The following is a 20,571-nucleotide window of genomic DNA, read 5'->3' as shown; positions in this document are numbered from 1 at the left end:
GCGCAGGAATGCTCTCTATGCAGATGCCGTGTAGTCCCCGCCCTAAAGAACGAAGCCTTTATAATGGGCCTGGGCTCTGCCGTCCGCGAGCCGGCGAATCGCCCTCAGAAAACTGCTATGTGTAGCGTGGGGAAGTCTGATGTCAGCCCTGACTCTCCCGCGCAACATCGCCGAGCGCGTCAGGGAGGAGGCTTGGGATGAGCGTCGAGGAGTACCTCGTCGACTTGTCCAGGGCCTCGACTCCAGGTCCCGCGCTGAGGAGTACATCAACGCGGCGGGGGATCCCTGGAGCAGGCTAGGGAGGAGCTGGAGAGAGGCGACGTGAGGCAGGCCGCTGAGAAGCTATGGGGCGCCGCCGCCCTAGCCGTGAAGGCCTACGCGGCGTAGAGAGAGAGGAGGCTCGCCAGCCACGGCGAGCTGTGGGAATACGGCACAGTCCTCCGCAGAGACCTCGGCAGGTGGGCCGCAGACGCGTGGAACGCCGGAAACGCCATGCACATCTGCCTCTACGAGGGCTTGTGCAGGAAGGAGCACGTGGAGGACGCCATGGAGGAGGTGGGGAAGCTGGTGGGAGAGGTGGAGGCCAGAATCAAGGCCGGCCAGGCGCAGTAGCGCCAGGCACCCCCGCCTCTCACCCGAAGGCAGACCCCAGCCACCGGCGGCGGCCGCCACAAACAACAAACCCGGCTGCAGAAACGGCGGAGCCCCCCAGAGGCCCCCCTCAGCCACCGCAACCGCCGAGATACAGAAGCCACCGAGACGACAAGGCCACCGCCCCACAGAATCCCAACACGCAACCACCCGGAGCTACCCAACGCCACCCCCCGAAGGCCCCCCAAGGGCCCCCTTGACCTCCTCCAAAGCCCTCTCCAGCTCCCCCGTCCACTTGACCCTTGTCTTCAGGGCCTCCACACGCCTGGCTAGCTCGCGCAACAGCGCCACAACGTCTCTCGCCGCCTCTTCTCTAGACGTGTATTTTGAGAGGGCGGCGTCTGGGTCCGGCCCGTGGTACTGATAGTCATGGAGGTCAAGAGCCTTGTCCACAACAAAAGACAAGCCGGCATGCCCCACGTCTTCAAGCATGTGTGAGAGCTTTTTCATCTTGGTTGTGGGGAGGCGGGGGGCGGCTGTGGACTCCAGCCACCTCCTCTCCTCCTCGCTCTTGGCGGCGGCCTTTAGCTTTTCCAGCTCTAGCCTCATGAGAGCCGCCATGTACGCCCTCCACGCCTGAAAAGCCTTCCCAGCCGCATTCCTCACCAGACCACGCCGTAGGAACTCCAACGCAAGCCCAGCCTCCACAAGAGCCTCAAGAAGACGCGCCGCCACATACTCCTCGCCGGTAGGCTTAGGAAGAGGCCTCTCCAGAACCTCCCCAGACACCACAAAAAGATACACAGTTTTTAAAAAACTTTAGAACTAGGCCATCTACCTCATCTACGCGTAAGTCGGGAACTGAAAGCCCCGCCCTAGGACGAGGCTGGACTATCTAAACCACCCACGTCTGGCTAAGCCCGCCCCGCCTTCAACAGCTCCATCAAGAGGCGCTGGATCTCTAGCAGAGTCTTCTGCACGTCGTCTATACGGGCGCTGAGTGCGTCAATCCGCCTGTTTGTCTCATCAATTCTCCTGCTTAGGCTCTCCGCCACCGTGTCTATCCTCTTGTTTAGGCTGTCTGCCAGCGCATCAATCCGCTTATTGGTGTCCTCGATCCGCTGGCTTAGGGCATCAATCCGCATACTAAAGATCTCCGACACCGCGTCAATCCTCTGGTTTGTGGCGTCGATTCTCTTGTTTGTCTCGTCTATTCTCCTGTTCATCTCCTCCATCCTCTGCTCTAGCCGCGCTATTTCTCCTCTTATCCCCCCCAGCTCGTTTACAATGGTGCCGAGGTACAGGAGGAAGATGTCCTCTGTGGAGAGCTTCTTGCCCTCCTTGAGCTTCTCCACCACCCTATCTACAGCTATTCTAAGAGCCTCCTGCGCAACAGCATCCACAGCCCACACCCCACACAAAAATATAAACATAACGCCGGCGAGGAGGCGGAAGGCTGCCTTTATAAGCCACTGTAGGATCGGGCTGGCGCGGAAGCCGGAAGAGCCAAGCGCGAGGCCCAGGAAGGGGCGAGCGGTCGACGCGGGCGCCAGGAGACTGGCCCGGGAGCACGTATGCGGCACAGAATCGACAACCTCGCCTGTGCGATTTGTAGGCCCCGGGCGACGCCCTTGACGCCGTCTCCGCGGTAGTCAGCTATAACCGGAGCCGCTTCTCCGCCAGGCTTGAACAAGGCCGTCCTTAGGGCTTACGTCCTCTACAAAGCGAGGTTACGTAGACGCCGCGGGTAACCCCGCCACCACCGCCGCTACAGTGCCCGGAGGCCCTAGGCCCAATGCAGTCAGCCATACTCACCACATCACCTGAGCCGGCCGCGCCCCTACAAGCGCATCTGCACGGCCACCTCTCCTCACACCATCGTCGACAGCTCGAAACATCCTGCGCGGGCGTCTATGTGAGGAATTCCCAAAGCGCGCCAAACGCTATCCAGAGCCCACAAGCCACGCCACGGCCCCCGGGCGCCTTTAAGAGGACAACCAGCCGACCGACGAACAAAACCTCAGACTCAGCCCCCGCCAAACCCCCCACTTAAAAACCTCGCCCCCATCCGCCTCAAAGCCCCTCTAATCATTGGTTCCCGCTGAAGAAAAACGAAGCAACTACGTCGTCACCTAGAGAAATGTCGGAGATGAGCCTGCCCTTCCCCAAGTTGGCGATATTATTCGGCAACCACTCCTATAGGCGCATCTACAACCACAAGGCATCTCCGCAATTCACCAACCGTTAGACAGGTGGTGGATAGAACCGCGCTCCCCGCCCTGAAGGGCGGGGTTTCCACTGTGGGGGTCTCGGCCGTTGCCCCTTGCCGGGGTTAATGGGGCGGGGATCGTGACGGGGTGTCTCCCCGCCGGGGCCATCTGCCGTTGACCCGCCGTATGGCGCGCACTGCTGTTTAAGTCTCTCTTCGCCACTCTGCCATGAAAAATTATAGATTAAATCCATCCCCGCCCTAAGGGGCGAGGCTTTCTGTTTGCTATGTCAAATATATCGCAAGCCTCGCAAGGGAAGCAGAGGTATTGCAGGCGGAATAGCTGGGTTTTCCCCATTAAGAACGGGAAGTCTCGCCTTAAGAGTGAATTCATGTTCTATAGGAGTTACCCTCAGCATACATCTGCTCAAAACCTGAAACAATGTACTCTTGCCCTCAGTTTTCCATTTTTCAACGTATTCATTACATACACTCCTTACAACAGCTTCAAGACCAAAGTCGTCATTCAAAATATAGCTACAATATTTAAAAGCCTCCCCAGCGTCTCTGTGTAATCCACAACAAGCCTAATTGTGTTGGACACAATCACCACAGTAGAGGAGAAAAAGAGTCATATGGGGTATTCGAAGTTGGTCTCGGTCTCCCTAAGCGGCGGGCACCTCCGGTCCTTCTCGCTGAGGATCGCCTCCCTTATCGGCCAGGGGATGCCGACCTCGGGGTCGTCCCACCTCACGCAGCGCTCGTGCTGCGGGCTGTACTCCTTAGTCATGAGGTACATGAAGAGGGTGCCGTCTTCCAGCGCCTGGAAGCCGTGGGCAAAGCCCGGCGGAATCCACAGAAGTCTCGGCTCGTCGGCAGATAGCTCCACCGCCACGTACCTCCCAAACCAAGGCGACCCCCTCCTAATGTCGACGGCCACGTCCAGAACCCGCCCCCTGAGGACAGTCACCAGCTTCCCCTGCTCAGCCGGCTTAAGCTGGTAGTGGAGCCCCCTCACCACCCCCCGCCGCGACATGCTCACACTCACTTGCACAAAGTCGTAGGGCACGCCCCCCGCCAGGAAGTCGGTACGCTTGTAAAGCTCGGCGAAGAACCCCCTCTGGTCGGGGAAGACCACAGGCTCTATGAGGATTACGTCCGGGATCTCTAGTCTCTTGAAGCTCCTAAACGGCATACTTCACGAAGTGCCTAAGGGCCTCCCTCAGCGGAGGCAGGGAGAGGCCCATAGACGCCGCCCTAGACGTGTCTAGGCTGGAGTCCCGAGGCCGCCTCGCCACCAGCCGCGCCTCAGACAGTCTCGCCGGCTTCACAAGGCCCCTGTCCACCCCGAGGGCCTCTGCCAGAGCCACCGCGAACTCGAACCGGGTGGCGGGCTCCCCAGCGATGTGGAGGACCCCCTCCACATCCCGCTCCAGAAGATCCGCGAGGCGCTCCGCTAGAAACGGCACATACGTCGGCGAGAGTCTCTGATCTACAAAAGCCCTCACCTCCTCCCCCCGCCTAAGCCTCAGAAGAGCCTCAACCCCAAAGTTCCTCTTCCCATGGGGGCTCACCCCAAAGAGCCCACTCACCCTCACCACCACCCCACCCCTCGCCAACACAGGCCCCTCCCCCAGCAGCTTAGACAAGCCGTAGTAGTTCACGGGGTTGGGGACGTCCTCCTCTCTATACATCCCCCTCTCCCCGTCGAACACATAATCCGTCGAGATGTACACCACCCGCCTAGCCGCCCTAGCCACCGCCAACGTCGCCAGGAAGTTAGCCCTATACGCCCTCGCCCGATCCACCTCACACCCATCCACGTCCGTATAGGCAGCCGCGTGGATCACCACGTCAGCCCGACGCACCACCTCCGGAACCCCAGCCTCAAGGTCAGCCCTCACCCACTCCACCCCCTCCAGCCCCCCGCCCCTCTCCCGGTACACCCCATACACTCTATACCCCCTCTCCGCCAGCACTCTCGCCACCCACCACCCCAGCAGCCCCCCAGCCCCCGTCACCACTACCTCCATGGCTCATCCGCAAGCACGTACTCGTCCAAGACGGGGCGCCACCACCACTCGTTCTCCCTATACCACTCCACAGTCCTCCTAAGCCCCTCATCAAGAGACACCTCAGGCCTCCACCCCAGCCCCCTCAGCCTGTCGCAACGCATGGCGTACCTCATATCCTCCCCCGGCCTCCCCCGCACGTACTTCACAGACCCACCCAACATAGAGACGATCCTCTCCACCACCTCCCGCACAGACGCCAGCTGCCCCGCACAGACGTTGTAGATACCCCCGTCCACCCCCCGCTCGATGACCACCTCCAGCGCCCGCACGAAATCCCCCACATAAAGCCAATCCCTCACCTGCCGCCCATCCCCATAGATCGTGGCGGGCCTCCCCAACAGTAGGCGCACGATAGTGCGGGGGATGAGCTTCTCCGGATGCTGAAACGGCCCGTAGTTGTTACAAGGCCTAACAATCCTAAACCTAACCCCATACGTCCTCCCATACGCCTGCACCAGGAGGTCCCCGGCGGCCTTAGAGGCGGAGTAGGGGCTACTAGGCCTCATAGGCCAAGACTCGTCGGCCTCGCCGCCGCCTGCAAGATCCCCATACACCTCGTCCGTAGAGATGTGGACATAGAGAAAGCCAAGCCTCCGCGCCGCCTCGAGAACCGAATACACCCCCCAGACGTTAGTCGTAAGAAAAGGCGCCGGGTCGTTAATAGACCGGTCCACGTGCGTCTCCGCCGCAAAGTTAACCACCACATCTGGCCTAAACCGCGACAGGACGTAGAAGAGGAGCTCGAAATTCGCCACATCCCCCCTCACAAACTCCACCTCCACCCCCCTGAGGTTCTCGAGGCGCCCCGCATACGTCAGCTTATCGTAGACAAGCACCTCGCCGCGGCCCGCTATATGCCTCACGAAGTTACTCCCCATAAACCCAGCCCCCCCAATGACGGCCACCCTCATAGCTCCACCCGACTGAAGTCTGAGATTATAAGCCTTGCCTCCCCCCTAAGATCCCGCCGCGACCTCACGACGCTATGCCTACCCAACACGCTGTCCACAAGCCTAAGCCCCCCCACGTCCACCTCCGCCTCGTTGAGTAGCAGAGACCGCGACGCGCCCCCCGACGCCAGGCGCGCCCCCGACTCCAGCGACACGTAGTGCTCCACCACCGCCCCCCTCCCCACGTAGGCCCCCGGCCCCACGTAAGCCGGGCCAAACACCCTCCCCTCAACCACGGCTCCCCTCTCCACGACGACCCGCCCAACCACCTCCCCCCGGATCTCTCCCTCTACCCTCGCCTCGGCGTGGTCTAGGAGAAGGTAGATCGCCTCCAGAAGGCCCTCCGGCGTCCCCACGTCCTTCCACCAGCCGTCAACGAAGTCAAACCCCACCCTCCTCCCCCGGTCGATAAACCACTGGATGAGGTCCGTCACCTCGTACTCCCCCCTCCACGACGGCTTAAGCGACGAAAAAGCCCTCGCCACGTCCTCCGGATCCCTAAACATATACACGCCGACCACCGCCAGATCCGACACCAGCTCCCTAGGCTTCTCCACCAGCCTAACCACCCGGCCGTCCCTAACGACCGCCACACCAAACCGGCTCGGGTCAGGCACCCTCGCCAAGAGGATGTAGACGTCGAAATCCCCCTCCAAAAAAGCACGCACGTAGCGCCTAATCCCCCCCGCCAGAATGTTATCCCCCAGATAAACCACGAAGGGCCCCCTTATCTCAGGCAACGCCAAGCTGATGGCGTGGGCGATCCCCAGCCGGCGCTCCTGCCAGAAGTAGCGCACCCGCACGCCGAGACGCGAGCCGTCCCCCAGATGCTCTTGAATCAGATGCCCCATATACCCCACAACCACTCCAACCTCCGAAACCCCAGCCTCAGCCAGGTGGATAATCGGATATTCTATCATCGCCCTACCCAGAAGCGGAATGAGGTGCTTCGGAGTAGAAAACGTAAAAGGCCGGAGACGCGAGCCCTCACCCCCAGCAAGAACAAGGCCGAACATCAACAGTAAACAACAACCAATTTTAATACGTTAAATCCAGCGCTACCATAAGCAAGCCAACAAACGCCTAGTCCAAACGATAAAACCAATTTAACCACATACTAACTCGCATAATGGCAGAAGCCAGATAAAAGAGGCGACCGCCAACACACAGAGCGACACATAGGCAAAACACCACAAACAAGCACACCCGGCGACGAAACACCACAGACAGAAAGCAGACACCCTCGACCAACGATACACAAAAGACGCCGCCACCAGCACTAAAGACAACCTCACCCAGGGCCCACCCACCTAAAGCACACAAAAGCCACAGCCCACAACCAAGAACCCACCCAAGAGACAAAAACGCCACGACACCCCCACGTCAACCACAAGCCAACCCACGTGGCACACAGCGCCACACCCCAAAGCCCCCGCAACACACCCTACGCCAAAACCACCCGACGCCCACCCCGCACCTGACTACCGAAAGGCGTAAAGGCCCAGCGATACTTAAATAATCTAACGAACTAAACAAGTGTGAACCTTCTAAGAGATATGTCAACAAGCTGGCAGGCGGAGGAAAAGGCAACATCCTCTCGGTGGAGTTCACGGTCGACAGCCGGCTGTATAGAGCTTTTATACCAGACGATATGCTCTGGGTAGCGCTTAAAGACGTCTTGTTAAACAGAGAATATGAGTATCTTCCACAGTTCGAGATATGCAACTTCAGAAACGGCATCGTCGTCGATCTCGGCGCTCACGTAGGGCTCTTCTCCCTCGCAACGTCTGTCTACGCCAAGAGGGTGCTGGCAATAGAGGCCCATCCAGTAAACTACAGAATACTCGAAATAAACAAAATTATAAACAACGTCGACAACATCACGGCGTTAAACAAAGCCATCGTTGGAGGAGACGGAAAAGACATATACATATACGAGGGAGGGCACAGTGGGGGCTCCTCCATCTATGGGAGCGGAGGGAGAGCCTACAGAGTTGAGACAACCACTCTCAGCGAGGTGTTAAACGAGCTTGGCTACATAGACCTATAGACGTAGAGGGCGCGGAATTTGACATATTCCGCAACGCCAAAACCCACGAGCTACAGAGAATAAAGGCCATGTAGGCGAAATACACCTAAGCCACGGCAACCTCGCGGAGATAATCCAAAAGCTAAAAACAGCAAACTTCGAGGTACAGCACTATGCGCCTCCGGTGTACAAGACGAAATTTCGGTGCAGAATTAGGCTAAGGGGCTACCTCAAGCTAAAGGCACTGAGGAGAACCATATATACGTTCACTTCACTTACGAAGTTAAAAGAAAGAAACCTAGCCGTAATTTTCGCAATAAACAAGACCTATAATCAACAAGAAACAACTAGGCAAACACCGCCTAAAGCTTAAAAAACACCCCACATCAATCACAACATGCCGCTGGCGGTGGGGCTGAGGCTCGTCGCGCTGAGGGCGAGAGCGCTACGTCTAGGCGTCTGGCGTTTCGTGAGCCCCACCGCCAGGGCGCTAATAGAGGCCGCCATCCACTTCCTAAGGAGGGGCGGGAGGATAAAGTCGCAGACCCTCCTCGCCGCCCTCCAGAAGGCCATAAACGAGGTCATGCAGCTCGTGACCCCCCTCCGCCAAAAGGCAATAGCCCTAGGGAGGGCGATAGCCAGGCAGAGGGGGGTTGAGGTAGACGAAGAGAGGGCGCTCGCGTTGGGCCTACAGATACTAAACACCCCCGGGAGGTGGAGGCCGAGGATCGCGGCATGGCCGCTCCCCTAGTGTCCATAGTAGTGCCGACGTTAAACGAGTGTGGAAACGTAGGCAGAGTCTTGGAGGAGGTGAAGAGGTGGCTTCCTGAGGCCGAGGTCGTGCTGGTCGACGGGGGTTCGACCGACTGCACGGTGGAGGAGGCGTCGGAGGCAGCCAGGAGGCTGGGGCTGAGGCTTAAGGTGGTGGCGCAGAGGACCCCGGGGGGCAAGCCCGGCGCCCTAATAGACGGCTTCCGCGAGGCTTCCGGGCGCTGGATCGCCGTGCTAGACGCCGACATGGAGTTCAGCCCCCAGGACCTAGCCAAGATGCTGGAGAGGGCCGGGGGCGTGGACATAGTGCTGGGCTACAGAAGAGACGCGAGGCCCCTCCACCGCAGAGCCATAAGCTGGGGCGCCCGCCTCTTGGCCAAGCTTCTGTTCCCCAGGTGGCGCCGCCTAAAGGACCCCACCACGGAGATGTACATCGTGAAGAGGGAGACGATCGCGGGATGCCTAGGCGACATAAAGCCGAGGATCAAGCCCGTCCTGGAGATACTGACGAAGTGCAGAATCGCCAGCTACGAGCAGGTTGAGGTCACCCAGAGGTACAGGACAGTCGGCGATAGCAAGTTCGAGCCCAAGTGGATACTCCAGTACCTATACCAAGTGCTCGACGAGACGGGCTGGTTCACCCCCAAGTACATAGCCGTCTCCCTCGCCGCCGCGCTTGCGGCAAAGCTCGCCTCGCCGGCGCTCGGGATATTCGCGCTTGGGATAAGCATATTCGGCAGATGGGCCCTCCTCCGGAGGTACCTAGGCCTCCCCCAGATAGCCGTCTCAGAGGCCGCCGCCACCATCGTCAAAAACGCCATAGCGCTCATGCCCACCGCCTGGCTCGCGGGCGCCGCCGTGGAGCTCATCCTAGTACATCTGCTGAGGAGGGGATGAGGATACTCTGGATAAACCACAGAGACCCCAGACACCCACAGGCCGGCGGCGCAGAGGAGCGCCTCTTCCAGATATCCAGAAGGCTGGTAAAGATGGGGCACGAGGTGACCGTCATAAGCGAGGCGGCAGAGGGCCTACCCCGCGAGGAGGTCGCGGAGGGCGTCAGGTTCAAAAGAATGGGCAGGAGGGCCACAATACATCTGTTGGCGCCTCTGTACGTAAGGAGGCACGGCCGGGAGTACGACGTGATAATAGACGACGTGGCACACGCCGTCCCCTGGCTCTCTCCTCTCTTCACAGACACGCCGGTGGTGGCGCAGGTACACCACGTACACCAAGACGTGGTGGACATTGAGCTGCCGAAGCCCCTAGCCCACCTAGTGAAGTGGGCGGAGAGGTGGGTGAGGATATACGAGAGGCTCGTGGCGGTGTCGCCATCGACAAAAGAGGAGCTCGTTCAAATGGGTGTGGCGCCTGAAAAAATCGCGGTGGTGCCAAACGGCGTTGACCTAGAGAAATACAGGCCGGGCCCCAAGTCGCCCATCCCCACGGTGCTCTGGGTCGGGAGGATAAAGCGGTACAAAAACCTGGAGCACCTCCTCCTCGCCTTCAGAGAGGTCAAAAGAGAGGTCAGAGACGCCAGGCTTGTGATAATCGGCACGGGAGACCACGAGCCGGAGGTAAAACGGTTCGCCAAATCGCTGGGCACAGACGGCATAGAGTTCCTAGGCAGAGTAACCGAGGAGGAGAAGATAAAGTGGATGCAGAGCGCCTGGCTCATCGTCTCCACAAGCACGAAAGAGGGCTGGGGGCTCACAATCACCGAAGCCGCCGCCTGCGCAACGCCGGCAGTCGCCTACAACGTGCCAGGACTGAGGGACTCTGTCATACACGGCGAGACCGGCCTCCTGGTGAAGCCGGGAGACGTTAAAGCCCTAGCCCAAGCCATAACACTACTACTCGCCGACTCGCAGATGAGAGAGAAGCTGGGCGAAAACGCGTACAGGTTAGCTCAACTATATAGTTGGGATAAAACCGCGAGGGACTTTAGTATAGTAATATCCTCCATATGAGGAAAAACCCGCTCGTCTCTATTATTATCCCTACCTACAACTCCGAGCGCACAATAGGTCTCTTACTAGAGTCAATAAGGCGGCAAACCTACCAAAACATAGAGGTAATAGTGGTAGACGGGTTTAGCAAAGACAGAACCGTTGACATAGCCATGAGATATTCGGCAAAAGTCATTAGAACACACGGCGAAAGAGCAAGGGCGAAAAACGTTGGGCTCAAAGAGGCACATGGAGACTATGTCATGTTCATAGACTCAGACATGATACTAACGCCGGGGGTCGTGGGTGAGTGCGTCGCCGTGGCGAGCTCACATCCCAAGATAGGAGGCGTAGTGATACCAGAGCGTAGCGTCGGTATGGGATACTGGGTAGCTGTCAGAGATTTCGAGAGAAGCTTCTACGCAAATACCCCCATAGAGTCGCCACGCTTCTTTCCAACAAAACTCGCGATCGAGGCCGGAGGATTTGACGAAGACGTCGTCTTTTTTGAAGAGGCAACACTGCCGAAGAAAATAGAAGAGATGGGCTACTACGTGAGAGCTAGGATAAAGTCGCCAATTCTTCACTACGAGGGAGACTTCTCGCTCAAGAGATGGATTTGGAAGAAATACTACTACAGTAAAACTGCAAAGTTATATATCAGAAGATATAAAAAGATAGCCATGTATCAAGTCAATCCAATATATAGAATATCGTTGTTCTACAATAAGAAAATTTTTGAAAAACCACAACTGGCGGTTGGAGTACTACTTCTCAAGACGTTAGAATATACGGCGTCAATAGTTGGCTACATCCTTTGATAGATGGTGGTGTTGATTTGTAAGGCCAGATCTAACACAGCAGTGGCTAGGTTGGCGTATGTATCGTCGTATTATTTCACGTTTACTCATCTCGCCAAGAATTTTTATATTGGTCTAAAACCTGTGGCTAACTGTGACATATCCGGTGAGACCATTGGTCAGCATTATCATACCAACTAAGAATTCTTCGAGAACTCTACCGCTTACACTGGCTTCGATAGCTAGACAGAGCTATAGAAATATCGAGGTAATTGTGGTAGACAATTACAGCCGTGATAGTACCGTGGACATCGCTGTAAAATTCGGTGCAAAGGTCTATAGATATGGGCTAGAGAGAAGTGCCCAGAAGAACTTTGGAGCTAAAAAGGCGTCTGGCGATATCCTATACTTCGTAGATTCGGACTTCTACCTACACCCCAAGACGGTGGAGGAAGGCGTGGACTTAATACGAGACGGGTGCGACGCCGTTGTTGTTTTAAACATCAGCAACCCGAGGCCGAGTCTTGTGGCTAAGATCCGGTACTACGAGCGTCTCTCCTACTACAGAAGCGGTATCTACGAGGCTGCACGCCTGTTGCGAAAAGACCTATTTCTCAACGTCGGCGGATTCGACGAAAGTCTATACGCCCAAGAGGACCTGGAACTACATCAGAGGATTGTAAAGTCAGGAGCAAGGGTGTGCTGGGCCGAGAAGAGCTTTGAGATCCACCTAGGAGAGCCCAAGAGCTTTGCAGAATTTATAAAAAAGTCTATGTACTATGGCGTTGGGATAAAGAGGTATCTATCGCGGAGCGCCACGCCCGCGTACATATACCCCATAAGGCCCACCTTTCTAAAGAGGTGGTGGGTGGCATATACGGCTAGAAGGTGGTTTCCAGGCCTTGCGATGGTGCCCCTTCTAAAGGCGGTACAGGCAACAGCCGCCGCGCTTGGCTCCATATTCGGGGGAGAGAACGTATATGACTAGGGGCGGGCTCTTTAGAAACGAGTGGCCTTTGGTCGTCTTCACGTCGGTTGCGCTCGCCCTACTTTCTATATACAGATACCTCGCCTCACCCGGCTACATCTTTCTAGCCGAACAGTTCGAGGTACTCACAGCGCAACAGTTCTTGAGGGTGGCTGCGGACATATTTCCCCTAGGCGTATTTTCGGAGGCGGATTGGTCAAAGCTCTACCTCTACCTATTCCTCTACGCCGTTTCCCTCGGCAACTATAAGGCGCTACAAGCGATAGCTCTCGCACTACCAACGGGAGCGGCATTTGCCACATCCTACCTCTTCTTCAGACAGTTCTTCGGTAGATACACTGCGTTGTGCCTAGCCACAGCCTATGTGCTAAACCCCCTATTTCTAAACCAACCGAGGGACATCCAGCTTCGGTTCTTCTACGGATTTATGCCGCTGCTCCTATACGCCGCCACGTCAAGAGGCAGGAAGGCCAATCTGATATTTACAACTGTATTCGGATTAACTTTCCACTACAGAGGCGCCGCACTCCTCCTACTAATCCTAATAGCCATGGCCCTATTCCGCCTAACTACGGCCAGAAGAGCTCTGTTCCTCTACCTGCTAGGGCTCACATTCTCAGCGCCGCTCTGGCTACCTGCCGTAATCCACGCCTCTCAAGGCTTTTCCATAGCTCTACACACAATAACCATAGCCGACATTCGTAGAGTAAATATGTTAAATGCGCTTTCTATATATTACTACTATCCCGGTGACCATTTTGAAAAAATAGTGACGGGGCTGTGGGGCTACAGCTTTCTCCCAGTGGTGATCATAGCGGCGCTGGGTCTCCTCAGCAGGAGGATGACGGCTATGTTTGGCGCGGCGCTACTCCTAGTAGGGATTCTGCTGACCGCCTCGGAGGTAAACGTCGACAAGATCCTGGCGCTTAACGAAGCCCTCATGCGGCTCTTTCGCCAGCCCTACGTCAATGGCATAATCACACTGTGGGGGATACTCTTCATGCTCGGCAACGCCCCCCGTCGACTCCAGGCAGCCGCGGCGGCGCTTCTAGCCGCGCTATACCTACCTCTACTTTTGACCGGAGACATGGGGGGCTACTGGGCCCCCGCTCAACCGCCTGCCCCCTACTATGAAATACAATCCCTAAACGAGGGCGCGGTCTTGTGGTACCCCGGCATGGGGGACTTCAGAGCCCTCTGGAGCAACCAGAGGGGGCCCTACGACGTATCAGCCCCCACGGGAATCCTGGAGCTACGGGTCACCCCCACAATAGCTTACGGCGCCGTAGAATCGGTAAGGGGCGCTATGGCCTACACCCAGTATTTCGCGTACTTCAACCTGCTCAACTCAAGCTGCTTCACGACAGCCCTCCCTCGCCTAGGCCTTGCCCCATACAGAGCAGTGGGTATAAAATACATAGGCGTGGTCTACGACAGAGCAATTACAGAGCCGTACGTCAAATGCGGCCTATACAGCGGCCTCCTGCAACTACAGAGGAGTATACCAACGTACGGCCGCCTTGTAATAAACACGACACAGATCCAGGCAGTTGACATAGGCCAGGCCCCCCTCTGTAGAGCTGGCCGCCCCGTACAGATATACGGAGGCTATCCCGCGCTGGCCGTTCTCTTCCACATATACGGAGATGCGGCGCCGCCGGCAGTCTTCGCCTCAGACGGCCTCATAGACGGCGTGAGGATAAAACAGGGACACGACCTGATCCACGGCGGAGGCCTCCACGTAGGGGCTGACAAGTTCAGAGGCAACTTCACCTATGGAAACGACGTGCTAGGCTCCGCATTCTTCACAACCTTGAGACAGAAAGGCGGCCTCTGGCCTTTCGACCTCCCCCACAGCTTCATGTGGGGCGACAACTGGTGCGCAGAGGCGTCTATAGATCTACCAGACGGAGTATACAAAGTTTACGCGCTCGCATACCTGTCTAACATTTCTGGAACCCTCCAGATACACGCAGGCGGGAAGACGCTGACAGCAGACCTAAACCGAGATGAGATAAGATTCCGCTACGTATACCTAGGAGAGGTGAAGGCCGGCGGACCCGTCAAGATATGCGCCCACGGGTTCGCGGCGGTGGGCGGCCTCCTCTTCGCCAAAAAGGAGGAGCCGGCAGACGGCGTCATATACACCCCATACGACCTATCCAACGAGATATATAACAACCCCAAATCCCCCCTAGGCGTCGCCGCGTACGTCAAAAACAAGACCATCGTAATAGAAAGCGACAAGCCGCTTGAGTTGAGGATGGGGGTCCTCAACGGCACCGCAGAAGTATTAGGGGCAACACCCGGCAAGCTCGAGATAAGGCTCGTCAACGCGACGGTAGCCTACATAGCGGCGCTACCGCCGGATATGCCCACGGGGAGGCCCACAAGCTGCACAAACCCAGACCTCAGACCCGGTGAGTTGCTCCAGATAAACACCCCCTACGACCCCACCTGGCGGCTGACATGCGCCGACACACGGCCTGTGAGAGTCTACGGACTAGTCAATGGGTTCACAGAAGCCGCTGGCCACTGCACCCCCATCTATACGCCGTACCAGTGGAGACTCCTAGCCACCCCCCTAGCCGCCGCCGCGTTGGCAATAGCAACATTTAAAAAAGAGAAATAGAAAAAGATATGAGCCAGATAGCTTGGATTACACTAACGGCACCGTTGATACTAGCAAACGCGGTGGTTATAAACCAAGACGAGTCCATACAAAAGGTAGGTGATACATATATAATTAAAGCCGATTTACACATTCTTAGTCAAAAAGCCCAACACCACAATAGAGGGGTCAGGCGTTGTGCTCACACCGGCCCAGTTCCAGCACTAGTTGACAATACCTCCAAACAACGCAAACATAACTCTAGTAGGCAAAGCCGCGTGCTCCATAGGAGATACGCATAAACTTGTCATAGGCGTAGGATACCCGGCTGACGTTTAAAGCGACAAAAACCGCTGAGGGAATAAATACGCTATATGCAGTAACAGCCGCAGTTGAGGATGTTAGAGACTGCAAACGGGGCCATAACATACAGCAACGGAGCCGCCACAGTGTATTCAGGCGAAGGAACCGCAACAGTCCAGATCACAAGTTACAACACGGCCGGCGTCGTCATTTCAGCGCCGAATGTCACTGTACAAAACCTCACGATGTCGACGTTACATTTCTTTATCAGCAAACACTACAGAACCGCATATAAGAGCTCCACTTATTGCTACTTGGTTTTTACGTTTTTGGTTTTATATTACTAGTATGTTATTTGTATTTAAGACGTAATGTACCTATGTCATTCTTAGTTAGTAGGTTATTATAACATTTTTTGTATCTATGCCGCTATTGCCCAGACCATGCCGACCAGTATGCTAAAGGTAAATAAAGAAAATTCTGCACCGCCAATCGTCTTTCCAGGTCCAATATTAAGCAACAACCCACATATATTAACATACCGTATAGACATATACTATTTCGGAAAATGGCCATGGTATAAATTATATCGTTTCTTTCTGATGCGACTATAGAATGGAATCAATTTTATAAGAACTGTTACAGTCCAGTTGTAGTATACAACGGCAAATATGATACATCAATTGCAATTGCGTATAGCAATAATGTGAGGATCTTTAGAAATCATATCATAAGTTCAACTATCGGACTGGGTGTTATACAACCTTCTTGGTATGCGCTTTATTTTCTTTAGTTCTGTCCGCTACAGCCTGTTTATTAATGCCTTAATGTTGAGGGGTAGGTAGCCCGTGGCTGATGAGTGGCGATGTTGGTAATTACTGAAGTGGCTACAAGGAGTTTGATTTGGATTGTGACCGTGTTGGAGATGTGCCTTATTGGCTTGACTATCGGCTTGTCATGTGGCCTGGGAGGTTTTTCATGCCGAGGTGGGTGGGGTGTCCTTTCCAGCAGAATAAGCCGGCAGATGGTTAAGCGATAAGTTTATAAACCTCTAGTTTTTTCTAGTCATGCGTTCCAAACTAGTCTATGCACTACTGATCGCCGCGGTTGTGTTGGCGATAAACCCCAGCTATCCAGAGATACAGGCTGTAAACCCCGGCGCTAAGCCCCAAAACTACGGCGGTTGCTACCCATACGCGTGTGTAGGCTACCTAGACCCCAGCCACTGGCCCTTCGGCGGCACCCCGCCTCTTGCCGTAGTCGCCAGCGGCTCCCCAGCCTTCGGCGACTTATACAGCATCATAAGCCAAATCCAATATCTGGGGTTGAACCAACAATACTATGATAAGATTAGAAAGATAACTAACCAGAGCACGGCTATTAGGGTTGGCTTCACTCAGTTTGGTGAGTACGTGGCGATGCTGAATGGGGGCACCGCGGGTGGGATATCGATGGCATTCTACAACAGGCCTGACATGTTTGCAAGGTACGAGAGTTGGGCTACGAACAACATTCCCTATATAAACCCGTCTGACTGGGTTAACGGGTGGACGCTGTCTGCCAACTTCACCACTGCCGACGGGACTCACTTCATCGCTGTACAGATGTATGCTGTGTATAGCAACAGGACACACGCAGGCGGCGGCAGGGGGGTCGTTGTGTACTACAACAAGAGCGGGCCTCCCGCTAAGTGGCCCAGCGCAAGCCAGTGGAAGTGGTACCCGTTGCAGTCCACGCCGCTTCAAGTCGTTTACGACAGCCCGAGGCTTCTGATTGCCAGAGGCTCTAGCTACTTCATAGCTCAGGACGTAGGTCAGCTGGTGGGCGACCAAGACCTCACAGGGTTCCAGCTATGGATGTATGTGAATTACACTCTGGTATTCCCGAAGGCCTTCCCCTACGCCGTTGTATACTACAACTGGACTGTTGTCCTCTACCCAGCCTCTAAGCTTATCCCGACTGGCGGAGTAATCAAAGACGTGGCCTTCAGCCTGCGCTTCGAGCTAGACCAGCTGAACGCCAGAAACTACGCCTTAACAGCCAACGTAACCGTGTTCCCCGTCAAGTTCGGGACTAATGCGCCTGTTGCCAACTTGACGCTCGCTGTGCCGACCGCACCATACAACAACGTAACCTTCTTCGCCTTAGTATACCCAGGTGTCACCGAGTACAACGTGACGGCGCTACCCTGGCTGGTTCCCAGCACCTTAAACAATTACCAAATCAACCTACCGACGGGAGAGAGAAAGCCAAGCGCCAACAATACAATACCGTTTGTAATACTGCAGTACAAGACATCGCCCAACTGGCTGGTTCTCATAGGCGAGAAGGGTGTTGTGTCAGGCGGGCACATGTTTGTCTACGGCATGACCTTCAACGTCACCAACTGGGTTGCGAATAATCAACCCGACCCCTACATAGTAGCGCTATTGAACTACACATTGTTCAACCTCAGGCAGTATCCTGGAGGGTGGATAGTTGCGCCCTCTAGAGGCCACATGGCTGACGTCCTTGGGTTGGGCTGGGTCCAGTGGACCAATGCTAGTGGATGGCTTGCGCTAGATGTTGCGCCCCTGGGATACGGCACGGTCGATCCGATGTCGATGGCGCCCTTCGTGTACAACGGTAGCATTCCCGTATTGCTGTACCCGTGCAGCAGCTCCGCGCCTTGGTATGTTGATTCATATGGGAGAGTCTCCCTAGTGAAGGCGGCGAATTTCAGATTGGCAAATCAGACGACGATTTATAATAAGACAATACCTGTCGCGGGGACTCGTGTTACTTCTGTGGCTGGTCCTCTTGCGAATTTAGTGACTCGCTATATGCAGGACTTTGCCTGGTGGTCGCCGTTTCTGAACAGCTACTCTGGCGACTTCTTTAACACGGTTGTGAGGGTGTGCGTCACTGGCTGTGGAGGTTTGAAGAGTGGTAATTTGGTGGTTCAGTCGTGGAACAACTTCTGGCAGCCTGTGGTAACTACGACGTGGCCGCCGCAGCCTGGCCAGGTCGGCTATGGCGTAATATCAGTCTCTGTGGACCCCAACGGCACAGTGCTCGTTCAGGTCTGGGGCGCCAATGCTCAGGATACGTATTGGACCGCCTATATCTTCTATCAACTGCAAAGTAAATTGTGGCAGAATCTACCGCCGCCGATCGGTACGTATGTTGTTCAGTTGTATTATAACTATATGTGGCCTGGCTATCCGACTATTATGCCTAAGAGGGCTGTTGTGTACTTTGTATCGCCGACGCAACATGTTGAACAGTTCTTGACGCCGCTAACGCCAGGTCCGTAATAAGGGTTGAGATCTTTTTTTGAATTTTTTAACTCTGTTTTTCTGCTTTTCTATGGTTAAGTGGGTGATTCTTGTTGTGGTTTTGTTGGCTGTGTTTGTTTTATTGATTGGGTATTCTAGGCATGGTGCTGTTTTGGCTTACCCTGAGGCTTCTCAGCATTTGGTTGTAAGGTTGAGGGGGTTTTGGAGGGGTATGTAGTGGATTATGTAAATGGGACGTCTAAGACTGTGTATTTCCTTGTCTTTCCTAATGGTAGTCGTGTTGAGCTGGTTGTGGATGCCGGGACTAGGTTTAATTTGACTAGGGGGGTTAACTACGTTGGTAATCCGAATGCGCCTGTTTATGTGATGGGGTATTTTGTCGATGGGAGGTTTAGGGCTTTGGAGGTGTATGACGCGTAGCGTTTTGTTTTTGGTTTTGGCGGCCGCCGCGGCGTGGGCTGGTGTTGTGGGGCAGGTGGTTGGGTATGTGGTGGATTATGTAAATGGGACGTCTAGGGAGTTCTACTTCCTTCAGCTTGGCGACGGCTCGCTGGTGCCGCTGGCCGGCGGGGCCCCGTGGATGCTAGGGTGTCCGCCGAGGTGGTGGGGGGCATCGCCTACGTGAGGGAGGTGTTGGGCTTTGGCGGGGTGGCCCCCGTGCGTGGGCCTCTTCTCGTGTCTGTGGTGGGGGCTAAGTTTAGAGATGTGGCGGCTGAGCCGTATAACTACTCATATATCCACGACGTGGTTTTTGGGCCGTTTCCCTCGCTTAGGGACTTCTGGGAGTACGTCTCGGGGGGCGCCGTCGTGGTCAGGCCCTACTACGTGGGGGCCTGGCTTACGCTCCCGAAGACGGCTGCGGACTACTGTAGCGGGGGCTCGTACCAGTTCTACAACGTGGCTAGCGACGTGATTAACCTCCTGTACCAAAGGGGGGTCCAGCTGCCGGACTACAGCTATCTGGTGATTGTGCTGAACGCCCAGCCTCCTTGTAAACAAGGCGCCGCCGGCGAAGGCTCGATGTAGTTTTGAACCGCCTCAACGCCCTACGGACCTAGACATATCGCTGTTTCATAAATATATCACTACGCCGACTGGCTGAATAAAACTCCAGACGTACATGTGTATGTTCACGAGTTTGGGCACAACCTGGGTCTGGACCATTCGGGTACGCGCGACAGTGAGTATAACAACGCGTGGGATGTGATGGGGTCTGCGTTCTTGAATATTTCTGCTAGGTCGTGGTGGGGTTCTTATTACTTGGTGCCGGGTGGTTTGGCTCTGCCTCATAAGGTCTACTTGGGGTGGGGTGGTTTGGCTTTGGCGTCTGGGGGTGGTTCCTATTGGGTGTCGGGGGGTAGTGGGGTTGGGTTTGTGGGTGGTAGTGGTTTTGAGTTTGTGCTTGACTATAAGTGTGTTGGGAGGTATGAGTCTTATCTGCCTTTCTGCGGCGTTGTGGTGTATAACGTGACGACGCCTGGGGTGGGCCGCTGGGTGTTTTTCGTGCTTGTGTTCAACATGTCGGATTCCCGTTTTAACTTTCTGGACGTTGGGCAGAGGGCTTGGGTGGGGAACTGGAGTGTGGCGGTGGTGTGGAGGAACTCCACCCATGCGAGGGTTGTGTTGGGCCGCCCGACGCTTGTAGATGTTGTGGGGGCTAACGCCACTTTTGTGGTGGGGGCAGGGGCGGCGTCTATAGACTCCGTGGCGGCTGTATATGCGAGAGTTGCCTTTTCGCCGACCGTGACTCGCACTCTGGCTTATTGGATGGAGAGTCCGCTGTTTGCATATCTTGACGCAGAGGAGTGGATGGTGCAGTGGAGGGGGGATAGGGCCCTGCGGTATCCGGGGGTCGTCGTGTTTGTGGGGGGTCCGTTTGCCAATTCGCTTATTCGTGTCTTGAATCCGCCTGACCGTCCGGGGGTTGGTGGGCTTCCCTTCTATTTTGACACTTCCCTGGGGGGATAAGAGACGCTAGGTCTGGGGCGGTGTGGCGCTCGCGTGCGGCTGTTGTGGC

General features: G+C 55.7%; 22 protein-coding genes. 15 read left to right on the top strand and 7 right to left on the bottom strand.

The window, feature by feature from the left end:
• Nucleotides 1–321 precede the first annotated feature (321 nt).
• Nucleotides 322–387, top strand: coding sequence for a hypothetical protein (locus tag ACZ49R_RS03200; RefSeq protein WP_464734088.1), 66 nt, complete (start codon nt 322–324; stop codon nt 385–387).
• On the opposite strand, the gene ACZ49R_RS03195 is transcribed toward ACZ49R_RS03200, so the two are convergent.
• From ACZ49R_RS03195 to ACZ49R_RS03165, 7 genes are all read right to left on the bottom strand, one after another.
• Nucleotides 361–780: a hypothetical protein gene (locus tag ACZ49R_RS03195; protein ID WP_464733720.1), complete on the bottom strand. Its 420-nt coding sequence runs from the start codon at nt 778–780 to the stop codon at nt 361–363. The two genes, ACZ49R_RS03200 and ACZ49R_RS03195, sit on opposite strands and share 27 nt — an antisense overlap.
• Nucleotides 781–807: 27 nt before the next feature.
• Nucleotides 808–1,383: a PaREP1 family protein gene (locus tag ACZ49R_RS03190; RefSeq protein ID WP_464734087.1), complete on the bottom strand. Its 576-nt coding sequence runs from the start codon at nt 1,381–1,383 to the stop codon at nt 808–810.
• A 122-nt stretch (nt 1,384–1,505) separates the two neighbouring features.
• Nucleotides 1,506–2,024, bottom strand: a complete 519-nt coding sequence (locus tag ACZ49R_RS03185; RefSeq protein WP_464733719.1) for a coiled-coil domain-containing protein — start codon at nt 2,022–2,024, stop codon at nt 1,506–1,508.
• Between the two features lie 1,407 nt (nt 2,025–3,431).
• Entirely contained in the window at nt 3,432–3,995 is a 564-nt protein-coding gene (gene rfbC, locus ACZ49R_RS03180) for a dTDP-4-dehydrorhamnose 3,5-epimerase (protein ID WP_464733718.1), read from the bottom strand.
• Nucleotides 3,985–4,788, bottom strand: coding sequence for an SDR family oxidoreductase (locus ACZ49R_RS03175; protein WP_464733717.1), 804 nt, complete (start codon nt 4,786–4,788; stop codon nt 3,985–3,987). The genes rfbC and ACZ49R_RS03175 overlap by 11 nt, the downstream gene beginning before the upstream one ends.
• Before the next feature lie 35 nt (nt 4,789–4,823).
• Entirely contained in the window at nt 4,824–5,786 is a 963-nt protein-coding gene (gene rfbB, locus ACZ49R_RS03170; protein WP_464733716.1) for a dTDP-glucose 4,6-dehydratase, read from the bottom strand.
• Nucleotides 5,783–6,841 (bottom strand): glucose-1-phosphate thymidylyltransferase, encoded by a 1,059-nt coding sequence (locus ACZ49R_RS03165; protein ID WP_464733715.1) that lies wholly within the window; start codon nt 6,839–6,841, stop codon nt 5,783–5,785. The genes rfbB and ACZ49R_RS03165 overlap by 4 nt, the downstream gene beginning before the upstream one ends.
• Nucleotides 6,842–7,425: 584 nt before the next feature.
• Here ACZ49R_RS03165 and ACZ49R_RS03160 point away from each other — a divergent pair.
• From ACZ49R_RS03160 to ACZ49R_RS03095, 14 genes are all read left to right on the top strand, one after another.
• On the top strand, nt 7,426–7,875 hold the full coding sequence (locus ACZ49R_RS03160; RefSeq protein WP_464733714.1) for an FkbM family methyltransferase: 450 nt from the start codon (nt 7,426–7,428) through the stop codon (nt 7,873–7,875).
• A 376-nt stretch (nt 7,876–8,251) separates the two neighbouring features.
• The gene (locus ACZ49R_RS03155; protein ID WP_464733713.1) at nt 8,252–8,605 is read left to right on the top strand and encodes a hypothetical protein; all 354 of its coding nucleotides are present in this window, start codon (nt 8,252–8,254) and stop codon (nt 8,603–8,605) included.
• Nucleotides 8,605–9,522: a glycosyltransferase gene (locus tag ACZ49R_RS03150; RefSeq protein ID WP_464733712.1), complete on the top strand. Its 918-nt coding sequence runs from the start codon at nt 8,605–8,607 to the stop codon at nt 9,520–9,522. The genes ACZ49R_RS03155 and ACZ49R_RS03150 overlap by 1 nt, the downstream gene beginning before the upstream one ends.
• A complete protein-coding gene (locus tag ACZ49R_RS03145) occupies nt 9,519–10,595 on the top strand; it encodes a glycosyltransferase family 4 protein (RefSeq protein WP_464733711.1) in 1,077 nt (358 codons plus the stop codon). Before ACZ49R_RS03150 ends, ACZ49R_RS03145 begins: the two co-directional genes overlap by 4 nt.
• Nucleotides 10,592–11,395, top strand: coding sequence for a glycosyltransferase family 2 protein (locus tag ACZ49R_RS03140; RefSeq protein WP_464733710.1), 804 nt, complete (start codon nt 10,592–10,594; stop codon nt 11,393–11,395). The genes ACZ49R_RS03145 and ACZ49R_RS03140 overlap by 4 nt, the downstream gene beginning before the upstream one ends.
• A gap of 133 nt (nt 11,396–11,528) precedes the next feature.
• Nucleotides 11,529–12,362 carry a glycosyltransferase family 2 protein gene (locus ACZ49R_RS03135; protein WP_464733709.1) on the top strand — a complete coding sequence of 278 codons (834 nt, stop codon included), beginning with the start codon at nt 11,529–11,531 and terminating at the stop codon, nt 12,360–12,362.
• The gene (locus ACZ49R_RS03130; protein ID WP_464733708.1) at nt 12,355–14,994 is read left to right on the top strand and encodes a hypothetical protein; all 2,640 of its coding nucleotides are present in this window, start codon (nt 12,355–12,357) and stop codon (nt 14,992–14,994) included. The genes ACZ49R_RS03135 and ACZ49R_RS03130 overlap by 8 nt, the downstream gene beginning before the upstream one ends.
• A 1,185-nt stretch (nt 14,995–16,179) precedes the next feature.
• Nucleotides 16,180–16,308, top strand: a complete 129-nt coding sequence (locus tag ACZ49R_RS03125; protein WP_464733707.1) for a hypothetical protein — start codon at nt 16,180–16,182, stop codon at nt 16,306–16,308.
• Between the two features lie 35 nt (nt 16,309–16,343).
• Nucleotides 16,344–18,572, top strand: a complete 2,229-nt coding sequence (locus tag ACZ49R_RS03120) for a hypothetical protein (RefSeq protein WP_464733706.1) — start codon at nt 16,344–16,346, stop codon at nt 18,570–18,572.
• Between the two features lie 52 nt (nt 18,573–18,624).
• Nucleotides 18,625–18,771 (top strand): hypothetical protein, encoded by a 147-nt coding sequence (locus ACZ49R_RS03115; protein WP_464733705.1) that lies wholly within the window; start codon nt 18,625–18,627, stop codon nt 18,769–18,771.
• A gap of 29 nt (nt 18,772–18,800) precedes the next feature.
• On the top strand, nt 18,801–18,974 hold the full coding sequence (locus ACZ49R_RS03110) for a hypothetical protein (protein WP_464733704.1): 174 nt from the start codon (nt 18,801–18,803) through the stop codon (nt 18,972–18,974).
• Complete coding sequence (locus ACZ49R_RS03105) at nt 18,964–19,179, top strand: hypothetical protein (RefSeq protein WP_464733703.1); 216 nt, start codon at nt 18,964–18,966, stop codon at nt 19,177–19,179. The genes ACZ49R_RS03110 and ACZ49R_RS03105 overlap by 11 nt, the downstream gene beginning before the upstream one ends.
• On the top strand, nt 19,131–19,580 hold the full coding sequence (locus ACZ49R_RS03100) for a hypothetical protein (protein ID WP_464733702.1): 450 nt from the start codon (nt 19,131–19,133) through the stop codon (nt 19,578–19,580). Before ACZ49R_RS03105 ends, ACZ49R_RS03100 begins: the two co-directional genes overlap by 49 nt.
• Nucleotides 19,581–19,760: 180 nt before the next feature.
• Nucleotides 19,761–20,522, top strand: coding sequence for a hypothetical protein (locus tag ACZ49R_RS03095; RefSeq protein ID WP_464733701.1), 762 nt, complete (start codon nt 19,761–19,763; stop codon nt 20,520–20,522).
• The last annotated feature ends 49 nt before the right edge of the window (nt 20,523–20,571 follow it).

This window comes from Pyrobaculum organotrophum (assembly GCF_055384425.1).
The sequence above is the reverse complement of the archived record's forward strand: the minus strand, read 5'-3'. Positions and strand labels throughout refer to the sequence as shown.

Coding starts and splice junctions, on each gene's coding strand:
- ACZ49R_RS03185 (WP_464733719.1), bottom strand. CDS start 2,024: ATGTTTATATTTTTGTGTGGGGTGTGGGCTGTGGATGCTGTTGCGCAG.
- rfbC (WP_464733718.1), bottom strand. CDS start 3,995: ATGCCGTTTAGGAGCTTCAAGAGACTAGAGATCCCGGACGTAATCCTC.
- rfbB (WP_464733716.1), bottom strand. CDS start 5,786: ATGAGGGTGGCCGTCATTGGGGGGGCTGGGTTTATGGGGAGTAACTTC.
- ACZ49R_RS03165 (WP_464733715.1), bottom strand. CDS start 6,841: ATGTTCGGCCTTGTTCTTGCTGGGGGTGAGGGCTCGCGTCTCCGGCCT.
- ACZ49R_RS03155 (WP_464733713.1), top strand. CDS start 8,252: ATGCCGCTGGCGGTGGGGCTGAGGCTCGTCGCGCTGAGGGCGAGAGCG.
- ACZ49R_RS03145 (WP_464733711.1), top strand. CDS start 9,519: ATGAGGATACTCTGGATAAACCACAGAGACCCCAGACACCCACAGGCC.
- ACZ49R_RS03140 (WP_464733710.1), top strand. CDS start 10,592: ATGAGGAAAAACCCGCTCGTCTCTATTATTATCCCTACCTACAACTCC.
- ACZ49R_RS03130 (WP_464733708.1), top strand. CDS start 12,355: ATGACTAGGGGCGGGCTCTTTAGAAACGAGTGGCCTTTGGTCGTCTTC.
- ACZ49R_RS03120 (WP_464733706.1), top strand. CDS start 16,344: ATGCGTTCCAAACTAGTCTATGCACTACTGATCGCCGCGGTTGTGTTG.
- ACZ49R_RS03115 (WP_464733705.1), top strand. CDS start 18,625: ATGGTTAAGTGGGTGATTCTTGTTGTGGTTTTGTTGGCTGTGTTTGTT.
- ACZ49R_RS03105 (WP_464733703.1), top strand. CDS start 18,964: ATGACGCGTAGCGTTTTGTTTTTGGTTTTGGCGGCCGCCGCGGCGTGG.
- ACZ49R_RS03095 (WP_464733701.1), top strand. CDS start 19,761: ATGGGGTCTGCGTTCTTGAATATTTCTGCTAGGTCGTGGTGGGGTTCT.